Source organism: Variovorax sp. SRS16, assembly GCF_901827165.1.
In the GTDB taxonomy this organism is placed as follows: domain Bacteria; phylum Pseudomonadota; class Gammaproteobacteria; order Burkholderiales; family Burkholderiaceae_C; genus Variovorax.
The window spans coordinates 4,378,257-4,397,184 of record NZ_LR594666.1 but is presented as its reverse complement, the minus strand read 5'-3'; the positions used below and the strand labels follow the sequence as shown (position 1 = coordinate 4,397,184).

The 18,928-nt window shown below is 70.3% G+C and carries 16 protein-coding genes; 7 read left to right on the top strand and 9 right to left on the bottom strand.

All coding sequences use genetic code 11. From position 1 onward, the window contains the following. Nucleotides 1-14 precede the first annotated feature (14 nt). The 4 genes from ureC to ureA all read right to left on the bottom strand — a co-directional run bounded on the left by ureC (nt 15) and on the right by ureA (nt 3,061). The gene (gene ureC / locus E5P2_RS21200) at nt 15-1,733 is read right to left on the bottom strand and encodes an urease subunit alpha (RefSeq protein ID WP_162569135.1); all 1,719 of its coding nucleotides are present in this window, start codon (nt 1,731-1,733) and stop codon (nt 15-17) included. 1 nt (nt 1,734) lies between these two features. Beyond that, a complete protein-coding gene (locus tag E5P2_RS21195; RefSeq protein ID WP_162569134.1) occupies nt 1,735-2,040 on the bottom strand; it encodes an urease subunit beta in 306 nt (101 codons plus the stop codon). Next, on the bottom strand, nt 2,037-2,636 hold the full coding sequence (locus E5P2_RS21190; RefSeq protein WP_162569133.1) for a HupE/UreJ family protein: 600 nt from the start codon (nt 2,634-2,636) through the stop codon (nt 2,037-2,039). The genes E5P2_RS21195 and E5P2_RS21190 overlap by 4 nt, the downstream gene beginning before the upstream one ends. 122 nt (nt 2,637-2,758) lie before the next feature. Next, nucleotides 2,759-3,061, bottom strand: a complete 303-nt coding sequence (gene ureA, locus E5P2_RS21185) for an urease subunit gamma (RefSeq protein WP_162569132.1) — start codon at nt 3,059-3,061, stop codon at nt 2,759-2,761. A 62-nt stretch (nt 3,062-3,123) separates the two neighbouring features. Between ureA and E5P2_RS21180 the strand changes: the two genes are divergently transcribed. The 5 genes from E5P2_RS21180 to E5P2_RS21160 all read left to right on the top strand — a co-directional run bounded on the left by E5P2_RS21180 (nt 3,124) and on the right by E5P2_RS21160 (nt 11,134). Beyond that, the gene (locus E5P2_RS21180; protein WP_162569131.1) at nt 3,124-6,711 is read left to right on the top strand and encodes a hybrid sensor histidine kinase/response regulator; all 3,588 of its coding nucleotides are present in this window, start codon (nt 3,124-3,126) and stop codon (nt 6,709-6,711) included. Then, on the top strand, nt 6,708-7,697 hold the full coding sequence (locus tag E5P2_RS21175; protein ID WP_162569130.1) for a response regulator transcription factor: 990 nt from the start codon (nt 6,708-6,710) through the stop codon (nt 7,695-7,697). Before E5P2_RS21180 ends, E5P2_RS21175 begins: the two co-directional genes overlap by 4 nt. 51 nt (nt 7,698-7,748) lie before the next feature. Beyond that, a complete protein-coding gene (locus E5P2_RS21170; protein ID WP_232080784.1) occupies nt 7,749-8,414 on the top strand; it encodes a hypothetical protein in 666 nt (221 codons plus the stop codon). A 96-nt stretch (nt 8,415-8,510) separates the two neighbouring features. Further along, a complete protein-coding gene (locus E5P2_RS21165; RefSeq protein ID WP_162569129.1) occupies nt 8,511-9,836 on the top strand; it encodes a caspase family protein in 1,326 nt (441 codons plus the stop codon). Next, the gene (locus E5P2_RS21160; protein WP_197908537.1) at nt 9,836-11,134 is read left to right on the top strand and encodes an OmpA family protein; all 1,299 of its coding nucleotides are present in this window, start codon (nt 9,836-9,838) and stop codon (nt 11,132-11,134) included. The genes E5P2_RS21165 and E5P2_RS21160 overlap by 1 nt, the downstream gene beginning before the upstream one ends. A 285-nt stretch (nt 11,135-11,419) precedes the next feature. On the opposite strand, the gene E5P2_RS21155 is transcribed toward E5P2_RS21160, so the two are convergent. From E5P2_RS21155 to E5P2_RS21135, 5 genes are all read right to left on the bottom strand, one after another. After that, nucleotides 11,420-12,811: a sensor histidine kinase gene (locus E5P2_RS21155; RefSeq protein ID WP_162569128.1), complete on the bottom strand. Its 1,392-nt coding sequence runs from the start codon at nt 12,809-12,811 to the stop codon at nt 11,420-11,422. Continuing rightward, complete coding sequence (locus E5P2_RS21150; RefSeq protein ID WP_162569127.1) at nt 12,808-13,488, bottom strand: response regulator transcription factor; 681 nt, start codon at nt 13,486-13,488, stop codon at nt 12,808-12,810. The genes E5P2_RS21155 and E5P2_RS21150 overlap by 4 nt, the downstream gene beginning before the upstream one ends. 22 nt (nt 13,489-13,510) lie before the next feature. Next, on the bottom strand, nt 13,511-13,987 hold the full coding sequence (locus E5P2_RS21145) for a Spy/CpxP family protein refolding chaperone (RefSeq protein WP_162569126.1): 477 nt from the start codon (nt 13,985-13,987) through the stop codon (nt 13,511-13,513). A gap of 105 nt (nt 13,988-14,092) precedes the next feature. Further along, complete coding sequence (gene recJ / locus E5P2_RS21140) at nt 14,093-15,892, bottom strand: single-stranded-DNA-specific exonuclease RecJ (RefSeq protein WP_162569125.1); 1,800 nt, start codon at nt 15,890-15,892, stop codon at nt 14,093-14,095. Next, complete coding sequence (locus tag E5P2_RS21135; RefSeq protein WP_162569124.1) at nt 15,892-16,869, bottom strand: hypothetical protein; 978 nt, start codon at nt 16,867-16,869, stop codon at nt 15,892-15,894. The genes recJ and E5P2_RS21135 overlap by 1 nt, the downstream gene beginning before the upstream one ends. 35 nt (nt 16,870-16,904) lie before the next feature. On the opposite strand from E5P2_RS21135, the gene E5P2_RS21130 reads away from it, so the two are divergent. Both E5P2_RS21130 and lolD read left to right on the top strand, forming a co-directional pair. Then, a complete protein-coding gene (locus E5P2_RS21130; RefSeq protein ID WP_162569123.1) occupies nt 16,905-18,161 on the top strand; it encodes a lipoprotein-releasing ABC transporter permease subunit in 1,257 nt (418 codons plus the stop codon). Next, complete coding sequence (lolD, locus tag E5P2_RS21125) at nt 18,154-18,852, top strand: lipoprotein-releasing ABC transporter ATP-binding protein LolD (RefSeq protein ID WP_162569122.1); 699 nt, start codon at nt 18,154-18,156, stop codon at nt 18,850-18,852. Before E5P2_RS21130 ends, lolD begins: the two co-directional genes overlap by 8 nt. Nucleotides 18,853-18,928: the final 76 nt, after the last annotated feature.

Below are 18,928 nucleotides of genomic sequence, written 5' to 3'. Positions count from 1 at the left end.
TGGAAGCTTGAATCTCAGAACAGGAAATACCGCTGCGCCATCGGCAGCGACACCGCCGGGTCGCAGGTCAGCAGCACGCCGTCGGCGCGCACCGCATAGGTCTGCGCATCGATCTCCATCTTCGGCGTGAGCGCGTTGTGGACCATGTGCTGCTTGCGCACGCCGCGGACGTTCTTCACCGCGCTGAGGGTCTTGGCCAGCCCGTAGCGTTGGCCGATGCCCGCGGCCAGACCGGCCTGCGAGACGAAGCTCAGCGAGCTCTTCGCCAGCGAGCCGCCGTAGGCGCCGAACATCGGCCGGTAGTGCACCGGCTGCGGCGTGGGGATCGAGGCGTTGGGGTCGCCCATCGCCGCCATCGCGATCGTGCCGCCCTTGAGGATGGTGAAGGGCTTGACGCCGAAGAAGGCCGGTTTCCACACGACCAGATCCGCCCACTTGCCGATCTCGATGCTGCCGACCTCGTGCGAGATCCCATGCGCGATGGCGGGGTTGATCGTGTACTTGGCGATGTAGCGCCTGGCGCGGAAGTTGTCGTTGCGCTCGCCGTCCTCGGGCAGCTTGCCGCGCTGGCCCTTCATCTTGTGCGCGGTCTGCCAGCAGCGGATGACGATCTCGCCCACGCGGCCCATGGCCTGGCTGTCGGAGCTGAACATGCTGATCGCGCCGAGGTCGTGCAGGATGTCCTCGGCCGCAATGGTCTCGCGGCGGATGCGGCTCTCGGCGAAGGCCAGGTCTTCCGCGATGGCCGGATTCAGGTGGTGGCACACCATGAGCATGTCGACATGCTCGTCCAGCGTGTTCACCGTGTAGGGCATCGTCGGGTTGGTCGACGATGGCAGGAAATTGGCCTCGCCCACCACGCGCAGGATGTCGGGCGCATGGCCGCCGCCTGCGCCCTCGGTGTGGAAGGCGCAGATCGCGCGTCCGTTGACGGCCGCGATGGTGTTCTCGACGAAGCCCGATTCGTTGAGCGTGTCGCTGTGGATCGCGACCTGCGTGTCGGTGGCCTCGGCCACGTCGAGGCAGTTGCCGATCGCGGCCGGTGTCGAACCCCAGTCCTCGTGCAGCTTGAGGCCGATCACGCCGGCCTCGATCTGCTCGTGCAGCGCTGCCGGCAGGCTGGCGTTGCCCTTGCCGAGGAAGCCGATGTTCATCGGGAACGCATCGGCCGCCTGCAGCATGCGCTCGATGTGCCAGGGGCCCGGCGTCGCGGTGGTGGCGAAGGTGCCCGTCGCGGGTCCGGTGCCGCCGCCGAGCATGGTGGTCACGCCGGACGACAACGCCTCCTCGATCTGCTGCGGGCAGATGAAGTGGATGTGGCTGTCGATGCCGCCCGCGGTGACGATGTTCCCCTCGCAGCTGATCACCTCGGTGCCCGGCCCGATGACGACGTCGACGCCCGGCTGCACGTCGGGATTGCCGGCCTTGCCGATCGCGACGATGCGCCCGCCCTTGAGGCCGATGTCGGCCTTCACGATGCCCCAGTGGTCGAGGATCAGTGCGTTGGTCATCACCGTGTCGACCGCGCCTTCGGCGCGGGTGCGCTGCGATTGCGCCATGCCGTCACGGATGGTCTTGCCGCCGCCGAACTTCACCTCTTCGCCATAGCCGCCGGCGCGCAGGGTGTAGTCCTCCTCGACCTCGATCACGAGGTCGGTGTCGGCAAGGCGCACGCGGTCGCCCACGGTCGGGCCGAAGATTTCAGCGTAGGCACGCCTGCCGATGGTCGCCATGTCAGAGCTTTCCTTGCACGAGGCCGCGGAAGCCGTAGACCACGCGATCGCCTGCGAGATCAACCAGCTCGACCGTGCGTTGCTGGCCCGGTTCGAAGCGCACCGCCGTGCCCGAGGCGATGTTGAGCCGCATGCCGCGCGCCGCCTCGCGGTCGAAGCCGAGGCCGCCATTGGTCTCGGCGAAGTGGTAGTGCGAGCCGACCTGGATCGGCCGGTCGGCGGTGTTCTGCACCACCAGCGTCGCGGTGCGGCGCCCGGGGTTGAGGATGTGCTCGCCGTCGTCGGTGATCAGCTCGCCGGGCGTCATGCGAGGCCGCCGAGCAATGCGACGCCGAACACCGCGACCGCGGCGCCAGCCACGCGCGGCAGCCAGCGGTGCGTGTGGCGCAGCGTCCAGCCGACCGCGATGCCGATCGCGTGCAGCAGGACCGTGGCGGCGAGCATGCCGGCCAGCATGAGCGCGGCGCCGGATTCGCCCGCCAGCTCGTGCCCGTGCGCGATACCGTGGAACACGGCGAACGCGCCCACGAGCGCCGCCGCCGCGAGCGCCGGCAGCCGGCGCTGCGTGAACACGAGCAGGCCCAGCACCAGCAGCGAGGCCGCGATCATCGGCTCCACCCCCGGCAGCTGCAGTCCTGCGAGCCCGGCCAGCGCGCCGGCCAGCAGCATGCCCGCGAAGCCCAGCGGCGCCCACAGCAGATCGGGCCAGGCGCGCCGTGCGGTGAGGGCGCTCCAGAGACCGACCGCGACCATCGCGGCCAGGTGGTCGGCACCCGTCAGCGGATGCAGGAAGCCGGTGACGAAGCCATGGTGCAGGCCGCCGTCGACGCCAACGTGCGCCGAAGCGGCCAGTGGCAATGCAGCCGCGATCAGAGCGGCAAGGGCAGGACGATGAATGCGCATGGAGATCTCCAGTGAGGGCGGTCAGATATCAGGAGCACCGCGGAACCGGCTTGGCCGGGCCGCTGGTGTTGCCCCCGGCAGGGGGTGGGCGGCCACACGAAGTGGGCAAGCCTGGGGGCGAGTCATAAGATCGGCTGGTGCACCGTCACGAGCTTGGTGCCGTCGGGAAAAGTCGCTTCGACCTGGATGTCCGGAATCATCTCGGCGACACCGTCCATCACGTCGGCGCGTGCGAGCACGGTGCGGCCTTCGCTCATCAGCGCGGCCACGCTCTTGCCGTCGCGCGCGCCTTCCATCACGGCGGCCGAGATCAGCGCCACGGCCTCCGGATAGTTGAGCTTGAGCCCGCGGGCGCGGCGCCTTTCGGCCAAGAGGCCGGCGGTGAAGATCAGCAGCTTGTCTTTTTCGCGCGGTGTCAGTTCCATGGGCAGGTCGGGTGGCAGCGAAGGCAGGCCATTATGGGCATCCTGTGCGCATTGCAACAGTCATGCCGTGGCACGGAACCTGCACCCGCCAGGGTGTGCACACCGCCGCCGTTCCCCCTGCGCCAAGTGACGAAGCGCCGCAGCGCATCGTCAAGGTCCGGCGCGACTACAACAGCTGGGTCGCCAGCGAGACGCTGGAGGACTACGCGCTGCGCTACACGCCGCAGCGCTTTCGACGCATGTCCGAATGGCGCGTCGCCGGCACGGCCTTCGGCGGCGCGGCCTCGTTCCTGATCCTCGAGGCGGTCGGCGCGACGCTGCTGGTGCAGTACGGTTTCGCCAATGCCTTCTGGGCCATCCTGGTCACGGGACTGATCATCTTCCTGGCCGGCCTGCCGATCAGCGTCTACGCGGCGCGCTACGGTGTCGACATGGACCTGCTCACGCGCGGCTCGGGCTTCGGCTACATCGGCTCGACGCTGACCTCGCTGATCTACGCCTCCTTCACCTTCATCTTCTTCGCGCTCGAGGCGGCGGTGATGGCCTATGCGCTCGAACTCGCGCTCGGCGTGCCGCCGGTCTGGGGCTACCTGGTCTGCGCGCTGGTGGTGATTCCGCTCGTCACCCACGGCATTTCCGCGATCAGCCGGCTGCAGATCTGGACCCAGCCGCTCTGGCTGCTGATGCTGGTCGTGCCCTTCGGCTATGTGTTGGCGCGCGATCCTGGTGCGTTCGCCGGCATCGCGCACTACAACGGCGTCAAGTCCGAGGTCGCAGGTTTCGATCTGCACTTGTTCGGTGCCGCGCTCACGGTCGGCATCGCGCTGATCACGCAGATGGGCGAGCAGGCCGACTACCTGCGCTTCATGCCGGCGCGCACGGCCGCCAACCGCGGCCGCTGGTGGGCCGGCGTGCTCGCGGGCGGTCCGGGCTGGGTCGTGCTCGGCGTGCTGAAGATGCTGGGCGGCGCGCTGCTGGCCTACCTCGCCATCAGCCACATGGTGCCGCCCGAGCGCGCGGTCGATCCCAACCAGATGTACCTGGCCGCCTACGAGTACGTCTTTCCGAACTACGGCTGGGCGGTGGTGGCGACCGCGACCTTCGTGGTGATCTCGCAGCTCAAGATCAACGTCACCAACGCCTATGCGGGCTCGCTCGCGTGGAGCAATTTCTTCTCGCGCGTCACGCACAGCCATCCGGGGCGCGTGGTGTGGGTCGTCTTCAATGCGCTGATCGCCTTCATGCTGATGGAGATGAACGTGTTCGAGGCCCTGGGCGACGTGCTCGGCCTCTACGCCAACATCGCCATCGCCTGGATGATGGCGGTGGTGGCCGACCTGGTCATCAACAAGCCGCTCGGTCTCTCGCCGCCCGGCATCGAATTCAAGCGCGCGCACCTGTGGGACATCAACCCGGTCGGCGTCGGCGCGATGGCGCTGGCCTCGGTGCTGTCGATCAGCGCGCACCTCGGCCTGTTCGGCCCGCTGGCGCAGGCCTTCTCGGCGCTGATCGCGCTCGGTACGGCCTTCGTTGCGTCGCCGCTGATCGCCTGGGCCACGCGCGGCAAGTACTACATCGCGCGGGCGCCGCAAGACACAGCCGCCGCGCCTTTCGCGCCGGCCACGAGCGGCGCGGCGGTGCGCTGGGCGCGCGTCGAATCCGGTGCCGGCAGCGGCGACCGGCGGTTCGCGGTGCAGCGCTGCGTCATCTGCGAGCGCGACTACGAAGGCCCGGACATGGCGCACTGCCCCGCCTACCAGGGCCCGATCTGTTCGCTGTGCTGCACGCTCGATGCGCGCTGCGGCGACCTCTGCAAGCCCGAGGCGAGTCTGTCGGCGCAATGGTCGGGCGCCTTGCGCTGGCTGCTGCCGCGGCGCGTCTGGCCCTACCTCGACACCGGCCTCGGCCACTTCCTGCTGCTGATGCTGATCGTCGTGCCGCTGCTCGCGGCCGTGTTCGGCGTGCTCTATCAGCAGGAACTGCGCGCGCTCGGCGACCGCGTGCTCGGCGAAGGCATGCTGCCCGACATGCAGCCGGCATCGCTGCGCTCGGGCTTCCTGAAGGCCTACATGGCGCTGCTGGTGATCGCCGGCATCGTCGCCTGGTGGCTGGTGCTCGCGCACCAGAGCCGCAAGGTGGCGCAGGAAGAGTCGAACCGCCAGACCCATCTGCTGGTGCACGAGATCGAACGCCACCGCGAGACCGACCGCGCGCTGCAGGCCGCCACGCTGGCCGCCGAGCGCGCCAGGCTCGCGGCCGACCAGGCCAACCAGGCCAAGAGCCGCTACATCAGCGCCATCAGCCACGAGCTGCGCACGCCGCTCAACAGCATCCTCGGCTATGCGCAGCTGATGGGCGAGGACGCGGCCGTGCCGCCGCACCGCCGGCAGGCCGTGGCGGTGATCCGGCGCGGCGGCGAGCATCTGCTGTCGCTGATCGAGGGCACACTCGACATCGCGCACATCGAGGCCGGCAAGCTCACGCTCAATGCCCGGCCGATGTACTTCGCCGAGCTCGTGAGCGAGCTGGCCGACATGTTCGAGCTGCAGGCCGCCGAGAAAGGGCTGGCCTTCCGCTTCGAGCCCAGCGGCCCCTTGCCCGAGCGGGTGCGTGCCGACGAAGGGCGCGTGCGGCAGATCCTCATCAACCTGCTGGGCAATGCGATCAAGTTCACCGCCGCCGGCCAGGTCACGCTGCGCCTGCGCTACGCGCGCGAGTTCGCGGCGATCGAGATCGAGGACACAGGCCCGGGCATGTCGGCCGGGGAACTGGGCCGCATCTTCGAGCCCTTCGCGCGCGGCGCGACCGCCGGCCCGTCCGCGCCGGGCGCCGGCCTCGGCCTGACGATCGCCAAGATGCTGATCGACCTGATGGGCGGCGAGATGACCGTGCAGAGCACGCCCGGCGCCGGCTCGGTGTTTCGCGTGCGGCTGTTCCTGCCCCATGTGCACGAGGCGGCCGCGGCCAGCGGCCGGCGCAGGACGCGCGCGGCGCCCGCCCGGCGCGGCTACGAAGGCCCGCGCCGCCGCGTGCTGGTGGTCGACAACGAGGAGGAGGATCGCGAGCTGCTCGTGCAGGTGCTGGCGCCGCTGGGCTTCGAATTGCGCACGGCGGCCAGCGGCCACGATGCGCTCGACCTGGTCGCGGCCGGATGGCGTCCCGACGCGATGTTCGTCGACCTCGCGATGCCCGGCATCGACGGCTGGGAAACCATCCGCCGCGCGCGCCGGCTCGGGCTTGCGCAAGCGCCGGTGGCGATCGTGTCCGCCAACGCCTTCGACAAGCGGCTGGACAACGATGCCGGCATCACGCCGGACGATTTCTTCGTCAAGCCCGTGCGGCACAGCGAGCTGCTCGACTGGCTGGAGCGCCGGCTCGGGCTGCGCTGGACCGCGAGCGCCAGCGCACCGCCCGCGCCCATGCAGTCCTCGCTGGTCAGGCCTGCGGCGCATCGGCTGCAGGCGTTGGCGGAAGCGGTGGGCCTGGGCTACTTTCGCGGCATCATGAACCAGCTCGACGACATCGATGCGGCCGAGCCGGAGTGCACCGGTTGGACCGCGGTGCAGCGCGCGCTGGCACGCCAGTTCCAGTTCGAAAAGATCGAGTGCGGCCCGCCCGTGCTCGCACTGGCGCGCGAGGACCGGCCGTGAATGACCTGGCCCGCAGCATCGCCGCCAACAGCGACCTGGTGCTGATCGTCGACGACGTGCCCGACAACCTCGCCGTGCTGCACGATGCGCTCGACGAATCGGGCTACACCGTGCTGGTCGCGACCAGCGGCGAGCAGGCGCTGCAGCGCGCGGCGCAGGCCCGGCCCGACATCGTGTTGCTCGACGCGATGATGCCGGGCATCGACGGCTTCGAGGTTGCGCGCCGCCTGAAGGCCGATGCCGCGACCGCGCACATCCCGATCGTCTTCATGACCGGCCTGACCGACACCGAGCACCTGGTGGCCGCCCTCGAGGCCGGCGGCGTCGACTACGTGACCAAGCCGATCAAGCCCAAGGAAGTGCTGGCGCGCATGAACGTGCATCTGCAGGGCGCACGCCGCGCGCGCCAGGCGGCGCAGCAGGCCGGGCAGGCGCGCAACGCGCTCGATGCCTTCGGCTACGCCAGCATCACCGTGCGCATGCCCGAGGGCAAGCTGATCTGGCAGACCGCGCTGGCGCGCGACCTGCTGCTGCGCTATTGCGGCACCAGCGCCCCGGCGACGCCGCCGGTCGTGCTCGAATGGCTGCGGCGCCATCTGCCCGATGCCGAGCAGCGCCAGATCGAACCGCCCGTGCTGTCGATCGCGCAGGGCGCGGCCAGCCTGAGCCTGCGGCTGCACCAGCAGACCGGCCACGACGACGGCGGCGACGACTGGCTGATCATCATGCGCGAGGCCTCCGGCACCGCCGTCATCGAGGCCATGAGCCTCTGCCTGAAGCTCACCGCGCGCGAGGCCGAGGTGCTCTACTGGGTGGTCAAGGGCAAGACCAACAAGGACATCGGCGAGATCCTCGGCAGCAGCCCGGCCACCGCCAAGAAGCATCTGGAGCGCGTCTACGTCAAGCTCGGCGTCGAGACCCGCACGGCGGCCGCGGGCGTGGCCATGAAGCGCATCCGCGAGCTGCAGCCGCAGTTCGAGATCTGAGGCCGGCGCGTCTCACGCAACTGCCACACGCGGACCCTAGAATCCGCGCGGATGATTGCCCGCTTGTTCATGTTGCTGCTGGCGCTGACCGCGGCCACGGCGCGCGCCGGCGGGCATTTCGACGTCGACGACGCGGGCACGCTGGACCCCGGACAGTGCCAGTACGAGGTCTGGGCAGGCCGCACCGGCACCGAGCCGCTGAGCGTGTTTCACCTCGGACCCGCATGCCGGGTCGGCCCGGTCGAACTGGGCCTGAATGTCGACCGCTATTCGGGGCCGGACGGGCGCATTGCCACCTTCGGCCCCCAGCTCAAGTGGACTTTCCTGGGCGCGGGGGCCGACGACCGGCTCAGTGCCGCCGTGTCGGCGAACATGACCTGGGACCTGACCCGCGGTGGACGGGCCGGCGGGCAGTTCGTCGTTCCCGTCAGCTGGCGTGCGCTCGACAGTCTCTGGGTCCACGTGAACCTGGGGGCGGATTGGGCCACGGGCACCGGTGCGCGCACCGGCCGCGGCGGCTTCGCAGGCGAGTGGGCGATGAATGACCGGGTGTCGCTCATCGTCGAGCGGAATCGGGCCTTCGAGACCTGGACCACGCGAGCCGGCCTCCGGTTCAGCCTGACGCCGTTGATCAGCATCGACGTCAGCGCATCGCGAACAGGGCCGCAGGGGGTGCGCGGCTTCGTGATCGGCCTGAACCACGAATTCAAGAGATAGAACGTACGGCACATTGCGCGTGCTCCTGCGCTGCCGCAAGATGGTCGCGATGCCCCTTCGCCACGGCCGCCGTGGCCATCCTGCCGCGCAGACACCATGGAACACCGTGCCGCCCGTGTTTTCCGTTTTGCGAGCTTTCTCTTCGCGCTCTGCCTGCTGACGGCGGTGACGGGCGTCATCGACGCCGCCCGCGCGCAGAGCCGACCGGCCGAGAAGCGCATCGCGCTGGTCATCGGCAATTCGCGCTATCCGAAGATCCCGCTCGGCAATCCCGAGAATGACGCGCGGCTGATCGCGGCCAACCTGCGCAAGCTCGGCTTCGAGGTCAACGAGCAGCTCAACCTCGACATCCGCGAATTCCGGCGCGTGCTGCGCGAGTTCGCGCGCCGCCTGCAGGACGACGACGCCATCGCGGTCTTCTACTACGCCGGGCACGGGATGCAGATCGACGGCCGCAACTACCTGCTGCCGGTCGACATCCAGCTGCGCGACCAGGAGGCAGTCAAGGACGATGCGGTCGACATCGAGGACGTGTTCCTGAGCCGGCTCGACAAGACGCGCTCGAAGGCGCGCATCGTGATCCTCGACACCTGCCGCGACAACCCCTTCGCCGGCAAGACCCGCAGCGTCCGCTCGGCCGTCGGCCTGGCCGAGATGGGCGCGCGCGGCACGCTGATCGCCTATGCGGCGGCACCCGGCTCGTCGGCGGAGGACGGGCCCGACGGCGGCAACAGCGTCTACAGCAAGAATCTCGCGCAGGAGATGATGGTGCCGGGGCTGGAAGTCGAGCAGATGTTCAAGAACGTGCGCGTGAAGGTGCTGCACGACACCAAGGATCGGCAGGTGCCTTGGGTCAACACCTCGCTGACCTCGGATTTCAGCTTCAATCCCGGCGCCGAAACGCTGTCCGGCGAAGCGGCCCGGCAGGCGCAGATCCAGCGCCTCGAGCTCGAACTGCAGCAGACGCGCAAGGCGCTGGAAGAGTCGCGCGCGGCGGCCCGCGCACCGACCACCGCGACGGCGACCGCTTCGACCTCGACCGCTTCGACTTCGCCCACGTCCCCTGCCGCCGGCGGGCCACCGAAGGCGCCCGCCGCGGCGCCTGCTGCGGCACCGCGACCGGCCGCGGCGGCCGAGGTGGTCAAGGCCAACGAGCGCTATGCGAGCCAGCTCGAGATACAGCTCGAACGCGCCCGCGTCGCGCTCGCCGAGGCGCGTGCCGAGTCGCGCGGTGAGGCCACGACCTCGCTGCCGCAGGGATTGCCCGCCGCCCTGGAGGCCGCCGAAAAACGCCCGACCGCGCTGGCGCCGGCGCCAGCGCCGGACCGCAGCCGCGGCTGCCGGGATCTGCTCGCGCGTGCCTCGATCGGCGAGCCGCTGTCGACCTCGGAAAACAACTATCTCAAACAGGAGTGCAAATGATGAAGCCTGATCCTCACGCCGGCCTGGCGATGCTGTCCCGGCTCTTGGCAATGCTCGCGCTCGTTGCCCTGGCGGCCTGCAGTACCGCGCCGCCGCCACCGGCCAGATCGGCCGCGCCGCAGCCGCCTGCGGCAACAACTGCCGCGCCGGTCGCCGCCGCCGCACCGGCGCCTGCTGCGGCCGCGCCGCCGCCGCCCATCATGCCCTTCGGCGAAGCAGTGACCTTCGCGGCCACCAGCCTGTTCGGCAACGCCGCGCTGCCCGAGGGCGCCGGCAAGCTGCCGCTGGTCATCGATCCGCTGATCGACGGCAACACCGGCGCGCAGTCGGTTGCGACGCAGACCATGGAGCAGCGCATCACCGCGATGCTGCAGACCAGTTTCCCGCGCTACGACCTGCAGCCCTTCTCGACCGGTTCGCTGGCACGCGCGCCGCTGCTCTTCATCGGCACCTTCACCGCGGTCGACAAGGACGGCAAGAACGCGCCGGGGCCGCGCGAGTGGTACCGGGTCTGCCTGGCGCTGGTCGATCTGCACAGCGGCAAGATCGTGTCCAAGGGCTTCGCGCGCGCCCGGCCCGATGGCGTCGACCCGACGCCGACCGCGTTCTTCCAGGACAGCCCCGCGTGGACGCCCGACCCCGCCACCGACGGCTACGTGCGGACCTGCCAGGGCACCAAGGTCGGCGATCCGATCAACCCCGCCTACTGGGACAAGATCGTCGCCGCCGCGATGATCAACGACGCGATGACCAGCTACAACGCCGGCCGCTACGACGAGGCGCTGGACCTCTACCGCGGCGTCGCGCGCGTGGGCGGCGGCGACCAGCTGCGCGTCTACAACGGCCTGTACCTTTCGAGCTGGAAGCTCGGGCGCAAGGACGAGGCCGCGCAGGCCTTCTCGAAGATCGTCGATTACGGCCTGGCGCAGAAGCGCATCGCGGTGAAGTTCCTGTTCCGTCCCGGCTCGACGCTGTTCCTGGGCGACACGCAGATCAGCGCCCAGTACCCGGTCTGGCTCAAGCAGATCGCTTCGCGCGCCGGGCAAAGCACGGCCTGCATGGAAGTGTCGGGCCACACCAGCCGCACCGGGCCCGAGCCGCTGAACGATCGCCTGTCGCTGATGCGCGCGCAGTACGTCGCGCAACGGCTCGATGCGGGCACGCCCGGCGCGGCCCGACGCACCGTCGCCGTCGGCAAGGGCTCGCGCGAGCCGATCTCGGGGCTCGGCACCGACGATGCCCGCGATGCGCTGGACCGGCGCGTCGAGTTCAAGGTGATCGACTGTCCGGCGGCCTGAGCGCGTCGCAGCGCTCGCGCCTGGAGCAGGTCGAGCGGCTCACGCTGCGGGTGGAGGAGCTGCGGGTCCTGGCGCGCATCGATGCGGGCCAGGAGCGCGGGCCGGTCGAGACCGTATCGCTGAACGCATTGGCCGAGGAAGCGGTGAGGCGTCTGCAGCCGCTGGCCCGCGAGCGGCAGATCGACATCGTGCTGACGCCATCGCCCGCGTTGACGGCGGCGGTCGCATCGAGGCGTCGAACGCGGCGGGTGGCGGGGCCTGCTTCAGCCTCCGGTTTCCGCGCGGCTAAGGCTCCGTGGCGCAGGGCAGGTGGATCTCGAACCTGGCGCCGCCGAGCCGCGATGGCGAGACGACCAGCCGGCCGGCGTGCGCCAGCGCGATCTCGCTCACGATCGCCAGGCCCAGGCCGCTGCCATCGGCCACGGCGCTGTCGCCGCGATGGAAGCGCTGGGTGACCCGTTCCCTGTCGTCCGGCGCAATGCCGGGCCCGCTGTCCTCGACCACGATGCAGGCTTCGCTGCCCGCCGCATGCACGCCGACATTGATGCGCGCGCCGGGCCGGCAGTACTTGAGGGCGTTGTCGAGGAGGTTGTTGATCGCCTCGCGCAGCAAGGCCTGGTCCACGACGGCCCAGGTCTGAACCGAGGTCTCGTCGAAGCCGAGGTCCATCTGCCGGGCAAGCGCCCGCGACACCCATTCGCGTGCCGTGTCGAAGGTCAGTGCCTGCAGGTCCACCCGGCCGCGGTTGGCCATCGACTGCGCCTCCGGCTCGGCGCGCGACAGCAACAGCAACTGGTTCGCCAGCCGCACCGCGCGCTCGGCCGAGTGCTGGAGTTCGGCCAGCGACTGCCGCATGCCGGGCAGGTCGTCGCAGCGCAGCGCCTGTTCGGCCTGCAGCTTCAGCGCGGTCAACGGGGTGCGAAGCTGGTGCGCCGCGTTGGCGATGAACTGCCGTTGCGCCATGCCGGCATGGTCGAGTTTCGCGATCACGGTGTTGAGCGCCTCGACCAGCGGATGCAGCTCGTCGGGCATGCTGCTTTCCGGCACCGGCTGCAGGCCGCGATGGCTGAAGTCGCGCAGGGTCTGGCTCAGAGAAAGGATGCTGCGCGACTGGAAGAAGACCACGCGACGGATCACCCAGCCGGCCACCAGCAGCAGCACGCACTGCGGGATCCAGACCGCCAGCAGGATCTCCTCGGCCAGGCGCCGCCGCTTGCGCGTGGTCTCACCGACCAGCACCGAGACGCGCTCGCCTTCGGGCGCGAGCTGGACGTCGACCGCGGCCCAGCGCATGCGCGCCGCACCGAGCGGCGCATCGAAAAGCCGTGCGTTGCGAAAGCGGTCGGGCCGCGCGGGTTCGATCGGCGCCTGCGTGACGCCCGCGATGTAGCCGGCCCGCGAGGCCGTGATGCGGTAGACCGTCTGGTCTTCGTCGTCCCACTCGAACATGGCCTGCGCGGAGCGCGGCAGGTCCAGGTCGACGCTGTTGCCGATCAGGCGCAGGCTTTGCGCCAGGCTGTTGGCCGAGTTGTAGAGCCAGAGGTCGTAGACCTTGCTCACATAGTAGCGCGTGATGCCGTAGGACAGCGCACCGCTGAGCAGGAACAGCACCACGAGCCGCCACAGCAGGCGTCGCTCCAGGCGCTTGCGCAGGCTGTCGCGGGGTCGCGCATTCATGCAAATGGAATGCGGCGCAGCAGATAACCGAAGCCCCGGATCGTGAGGATCTCGAGGTCGTGCCCGGCGATCTTCTGCCGGATCCGGTGCAGGTAGACCTCCACCGTCTTGCCGCCGGTGTCGCCGTGAAAGCCCGTCAGCGTGTCCTGCAGCTGCGCCTTGGTGACCACGTGATCGGCGTTGTTCATGAGGCGGCGCAGCACCTGGAATTCGCGCGGCGTGAGCGTCAGCGGCGCGCCGCCGATCGCCATGCGCACGCCGTCCGGCTGGAGCGTCAGTGCGCCGAAGTTCAGGCCCCGTGCCACGGGATGGCCGCCGCGTCGGAGCACGGCCTGGATGCGGGCATCGAGCTCCGCCATGTCGAAAGGCTTGACCACGTAGTCGTCCGCACCGGCGCGCAGGCCGTCGATGCGCTGGTGCTGCTCGTCGCGCGCGGTGAGCACGATGACCGGCAGCGAGCTGCCCGCTTCGCGCACCTGCCGCAGCACCTGGCTGCCTTCCATGTCGGGCAGTCCCAGGTCCAGCAGCATCAGGGCCGGCCGGTCGGCGCGAATGCAGCCGAGCGCCTGCGCGCCGGTGGACGCCTTCTGCACGTCGTAGCCTCGATGCACGAGCTCGCGGCCCAGCAACGCGGCGATGTGCAGGTCGTCTTCGACCACCAGGATCCGCGCGTTCACGAGGCGGCCGGCCGGGGACGGCTCATGGAAGCGCCGGCGGCAGGTACTGGTCGGCCACGCGCCGCTGATCCGGCGTCAGGGCCGCATAGAGGCGGGCGGCCGCGTCGCCGATCTCCTGCAGCCGTCCGGCGCGCTCCTGCGCCTCGGCCACGCGCTGCTGCAGCGCCTGCATGGCCGTCAGGTCTTCGGCCGCCGGTGCATGCGCGAGCGAGTTCTTCACCGCCAGATCCCACACCTTGTTGTAGAAGCCGTCCCACAGGGCGGCCTGCTCGGGCGTGATCAGCAGCCGCAGGCGCAGGTCGTAGAGCCTGTCCCTGATCTGGTTGGCCCTCATCTCGGGGCTCGATGCCTGCTCGGTGCTGCGCGATGCCGCCGGTGCATCGCCGCTGTGCCCGCGCCGTCCGCCCCCCATGCCGCCGCCGCCGAACTGCGCGAAGCTGTGGCCGCCGAGTGCAGCCAGCACGATGGCGAATGCGAATTTCTGCCTGAGTCTTGTCATCCCGCGTCCTTGCTCGCCGCCACCTGGCGTGGCCGGCGATGCATTACAGGGCACGCAGGCTGTCGCCGCGCTGACCGGGTGTAAAGCCGGCGTAAAGACGCGGGCTCAGAGTTCGGCGCCTTCGACCAGAAAGCGCACGCGCCGCACGCCCTGCCATTCGTCGGCATCGAGGCGCCACGCGATCACCACCTTCGGCGGCAGCGGCTCGGTATGGCCGAACCAGATGCCGTCGACCGGCCTGCCGCGGTGCTTCAGCTTGAGCGCGAGGTGCTTCTCGCCGACCAGCCGCTGCGAGACCACCTCGACCTCCTCACTGAAGGTCGGCGGCGCGAAGCCCTGGCCCCACACCTCGCGGTGCAGCGTGTCGACCAGGTCCACGCGCAGGTACTCGGGCGCGAGCGGGCCGTCGGTGTCGAGCCGGCGCGTCAGCGTGGCGGCGTCGAGCCACTCGCGCGCGACCTGGGCCAGCGCCTGCTCGAAGACGGGGAAGTGCTCGCGCGCCACCGTGCATCCGGCCGCCATCGCGTGGCCGCCGAAGCGCAGCAGCACGCCGGGGTGGCGCTTGGCCACGAGGTCGAGCGCATCGCGCAGATGAAAGCCGGGGATCGAGCGGCCCGAGCCCTTGAGCTCGTGCGCCCGGCCGTCGGCGCCGCTGGCCGCGAAGACGAAGGTCGGCCGATGGAAGCGGTCCTTGAGGCGCGAGGCGACGATGCCGACCACGCCTTCGTGGAAGTCCGCACCGAACACGCTGATGGCCGCGGGCGGCGGCTGGCTGTCGTCGCCGAACAGCGTCTCGGCCAGCCGCAGCGCCTGGTCGCGCATGCCGCCTTCGATGTCGCGCCGCTCGCGGTTGATGCCGTCGAGCAGCTGTGCCAGTTCGGCGGCGCGGCCGGCGTCGTCGGTCAAGAGGCATTCGATGCCGAGCGTCATGTCGGCGAGGCGGCCGGCGGCGTTGATGCGCGGGCCGAGCGCGAAGCCGAAGTCGAAGGTGGTCGCGGCCGCGGCGTTGCGGCCCGCGGCCTTGAAGAGGGCGGCGATGCCCGCGGGCATGGCGCTCGTGCGGATGCGGCGCAGGCCCTGGGCGACCAGGCGGCGGTTGTTGGCATCGAGCCGGACCACGTCGGCCACGGTGCCCAGCGCCACGAGCGGCAGCAATGCATCCAGCTTGGGTTGCGGAAACTTGGCCCCCCGGCTTGCCACTTCGTGTGCTTCGCCACCCCCCGAGGGGGAGGCTCGGCCGCCTTGGGGCGGCCCGGCGTCGGCCGACATGTCGAACACGCCGCGCGCGCGCAGCTCGGCGCGCAGCGCCAGCAGCACATAGAACATCACGCCGACGCCCGCGATGCTCTTGCTCTCGAAGTCGCAGCCGGGCTGGTTGGGATTCACGAGCACATCGGCCGCCGGCAGTTCGGGGCCGGGCAGGTGGTGGTCCGTCACCAGCACCGCGAGGCCGCGCGCCTTGGCGGCCGCGACGCCCTCGACGCTCGCGATGCCGTTGTCCACGGTGATCAGCAAGTCGGCGCCGCTGTCCGCCACGCGCTCGGCGATCGGCGGCGTCAGGCCGTAGCCGTCGATCACGCGGTCGGGCACCAGGTAGCTCACCTGCTTCGCGCCGAGCAGGCGCAGGCCGCGCACGGCGACGGCGCAGGCGGTGGCGCCGTCGCAGTCGTAGTCGGCGACGATGCACAGGCGCCTGTCGTCGCGGATCGCGTCGGCCAGCAGCCGCGCCGCTTCCTGCGTGCCGCGCAGCGTGGCGGGCGGCAGCAGGCGCGTCAGGCCGTCGTCCAGCTCTTCCTTGGCCAGCACGCCGCGCGCCGCATAGAGGCGCGCGAGCAGCGGATGCACGCCGGCCTGCTCGAGCGCCCAGGCGCTGCGCGGCGGAATGTCGCGAGCGACGATCTGCATCACAGCGCCGCGAGAATGGAGGCCGCGCTCGGCCGCTCGAACAGGCTCCGGGCCCAGCTCAGCAGGCCGCGGTGCTGCACGCCGAAGCGGCGTGCGCCGCGGTCGCCGCACAGCGTCAGCACGACATCGGCGCCGCGTGTGTAGTCGGCCAGCAGATCGGCCATCGCACCGGCGTCGAGCGCCTGCCACGCGGCGGCCCAGCCGGCGCCGTCGTCGCGCAGCGCGGGCACGCGCAAGGCATCGGCGACCTCGGGCGCGGATGCCGGCGCGGTGCCGTTGGCGAGCGACGCGGGCAGGCTGCCGGTGCCGCTGAGCCAGAAGGAGTTGATCGGCGGCACGCCGCGTGCGGTGCGCTGGTCGTTCACGCGTTCGGTGTAGAGCAGCATCTGCATCTCGTTCTGCAGCCGGCGCAGCGGCCGTGCGGCATCGGACAGCGGCGACCATTGCGAGATCGGCCAGCCGACGGCGCGGTCGATCGACGCCGTGGCCAGGCCGTCGAAGACCTTGCCCTGCACCAGCCAGCGGCCGGGCGTCGCCGACGCATGCAGCGCCATGCCGTCCTCTTCGAAGAAGGGCCGTGCCGCGGCCAGCAGCGCCGCGGATTCGGCGGCATCGATCTCGATCGCGGCCGGATCGCCGAGCACCACGTCGTCGATGCCGACCTGCCAGTGGCACAGCGTGGCCACGCCCCAGCTGTCGCCTGGGCCGGTGGGACCGAGGCCGGCCTGCTTCGCTTCCAGCGCGGCCCATGGGATGCAGCCGTCCGCTGCGCCGATGCCGAGCGCCTCGGCCAATGCGCGCTCGTGCGGCGGCGAGCGCGTGCTGTCGTCCTGCTGGTCGCCGTGCACCAGCGCGAGCCGCGCGAGCATCGCCTCGGTGTTCGGCAGGCGCAGCCCGGCCAGCGCTTCGCGGCAGGCCGGGGAACTGCGGCCGGCGAAGGGGATCATCAAATGGCGGGGCTTGGGGGCATCGGACATGACCCTATTGTCCGGGATGCCACAATTCTTCCTCTATGCCCCTTCCCTATGAACTGCAACTCGGCTGGCGCTACACGCGCGCAGGCCGGGCCACGCGGCGCAACGGCTTCATCTCCTTCATCTCCGGTGTCTCGATGCTCGGCATCGCGCTGGGCGTGGCGGCGCTGATCATCGTGCTGAGCGTGATGAACGGCTTCCAGAAGGAAGTCACCGACCGCATGCTCGGCGTGATCTCGCACATCGAGATCCTGTCGCGCGACGGCCAGGCGCTCGGCGACATCGACGGCATCATGGCCGGCGCGCGCAAGAACCCGCAGGTGGTCGGCGTGGCGCCCTTCATCGCCGCGCAGGCCCTGATCGCGCGCGGCGAGGACATGAAGGGCACGCTGGTGCGCGGCATCGATCCGGCGCTGGAGCCGCAGGTGACCGACATCTCCACCACCGCCGAGCATGGCGCGCTGAAGAAGCTGGTGCCGGGCGAATTCGGCGTCGTGCTCGGCGTCGAGCTCGCGCGCTCGCTGTTCGTGCGCGACGGCGACAAGGTCACGCTGGTCGCACCCGGCGGCCAGGTCACGCCGGCCGGCGTGGTGCCGCGCCTGAAGCAGTTCACCGTGGTGGGCACCTTCGATTCGGGCCACTACGAATACGACTCGGCGCTGGCGATGATCCACGAGCAGGATGCCGAGCGCGTGTTCCGCCTCGAAGGACCGAGCGGCGTGCGCATCAAGCTCAAGGACCTGCACCAGGCGCCCGAGGTCGCCCGCGAACTCGCCGGCACGCTGCCCGGCAGCTTCCTGATCCGCGACTGGACGCAGCAGAACAAGACCTGGTTCGCCGCCGTGCAGGTCGAGAAACGCATGATGTTCATCATCCTCACGCTGATCGTCGCGGTGGCCGCCTTCAACCTGGTGTCGACGCTGGTGATGACGGTGACCGACAAGCGCGCCGACATCGCCATCCTGCGCACGCTGGGCTCGAGCCCGAAGAGCATCATGACCATCTTCGTGGTGCAGGGCGCGATGGTCGGCGTCATCGGCACGCTGGCGGGGCTGCTGCTGGGGCTGCTCATCGCCTACAACATCGACGTCATCGTGCCGGCGCTGGAACATCTGTTCCATGCGAGCTTCCTGCCGCAGGACATCTACCTGATCAGCAAGATGCCGAGCGATCCGCAGCAGGGCGACATCGTGCCGATCACGGTGATCTCGCTCATCCTCGCCTTCGTCGCGACCCTGTACCCGAGCTGGCGCGCCAGCCGCGTCAACCCGGCCGAGGCGCTGCGCTATGAGTGAAGCGAACGCAGGGTCCAACGGCGCGGTGCTGAAAGTCCGCGGTCTCACCAAGCGCTTTCACGAAGGCCGCATCGACCTCACCGTGCTGCACGGCGTCGACCTCGACGTGCGCGCCGGCGAGACGATGGCCATCGTCGGCGCCTCGGGTTCCGGCAAGAGCACGCTGCTGCACCTGATGGGCGGGCTCGATGCGCCGACCGCGGGCAGCGTCGAGCTGCATGGCCGCAACATCGCGCATGTCGATGCGGCCGAGCAGGGAAGGCTGCGCAACACGCACCTCGGCTTCGTCTACCAGTTCCATCATCTGCTGCCCGAGTTCAGCGCGCTCGACAACGTCGCGATGCCGCTTCGGATCCGGCGCATGACGCCGGCGCAGGCCCACGATGCCGCGACCGCGATGCTCACCGCGGTCGGCCTCGGCGAGCGCCTGCAGCACCGGCCGGCCGAGCTGTCCGGCGGCGAGCGCCAGCGCGTGGCGATCGCGCGCGCGCTGGTCACGCATCCGGATTGCGTGCTGGCCGACGAGCCGACCGGCAACCTCGACCGCGCCACCGCGGACGGCGTGTTCGCGCTGATGCTCCAGCTCGCGCGCGAACGCGGCACGGCCTTCGTCATGGTCACGCACGACGAGACGCTGGCCACGCGCTGCGACCGCGTGCTGCGGCTGACCGCGGGCCGGCTCGCGGGCTGAGGCGGCGCTGCATGAATGTGAAGGTCCGAGAAATGCGCCAGCCCGATTTTTCTTCGCCGCGATTCACCGGGCTTGC

Bases quoted from the DNA above. Each gene is read 5' to 3' on its own strand.
- ureC (WP_162569135.1), bottom strand. From the start codon at position 1,733: ATGGCGACCATCGGCAGGCGTGCCTACGCTGAAATCTTCGGCCCGACC.
- E5P2_RS21195 (WP_162569134.1), bottom strand. From the start codon at position 2,040: ATGACGCCCGGCGAGCTGATCACCGACGACGGCGAGCACATCCTCAAC.
- E5P2_RS21190 (WP_162569133.1), bottom strand. From the start codon at position 2,636: ATGCGCATTCATCGTCCTGCCCTTGCCGCTCTGATCGCGGCTGCATTG.
- ureA (WP_162569132.1), bottom strand. From the start codon at position 3,061: ATGGAACTGACACCGCGCGAAAAAGACAAGCTGCTGATCTTCACCGCC.
- E5P2_RS21180 (WP_162569131.1), top strand. From the start codon at position 3,124: ATGCCGTGGCACGGAACCTGCACCCGCCAGGGTGTGCACACCGCCGCC.
- E5P2_RS21170 (WP_232080784.1), top strand. From the start codon at position 7,749: ATGATTGCCCGCTTGTTCATGTTGCTGCTGGCGCTGACCGCGGCCACG.
- E5P2_RS21165 (WP_162569129.1), top strand. From the start codon at position 8,511: ATGGAACACCGTGCCGCCCGTGTTTTCCGTTTTGCGAGCTTTCTCTTC.
- E5P2_RS21160 (WP_197908537.1), top strand. From the start codon at position 9,836: ATGAAGCCTGATCCTCACGCCGGCCTGGCGATGCTGTCCCGGCTCTTG.
- E5P2_RS21155 (WP_162569128.1), bottom strand. From the start codon at position 12,811: ATGAATGCGCGACCCCGCGACAGCCTGCGCAAGCGCCTGGAGCGACGC.
- E5P2_RS21145 (WP_162569126.1), bottom strand. From the start codon at position 13,987: ATGACAAGACTCAGGCAGAAATTCGCATTCGCCATCGTGCTGGCTGCA.
- recJ (WP_162569125.1), bottom strand. From the start codon at position 15,892: ATGCAGATCGTCGCTCGCGACATTCCGCCGCGCAGCGCCTGGGCGCTC.
- E5P2_RS21135 (WP_162569124.1), bottom strand. From the start codon at position 16,869: ATGTCCGATGCCCCCAAGCCCCGCCATTTGATGATCCCCTTCGCCGGC.
- E5P2_RS21130 (WP_162569123.1), top strand. From the start codon at position 16,905: ATGCCCCTTCCCTATGAACTGCAACTCGGCTGGCGCTACACGCGCGCA.
- lolD (WP_162569122.1), top strand. From the start codon at position 18,154: ATGAGTGAAGCGAACGCAGGGTCCAACGGCGCGGTGCTGAAAGTCCGC.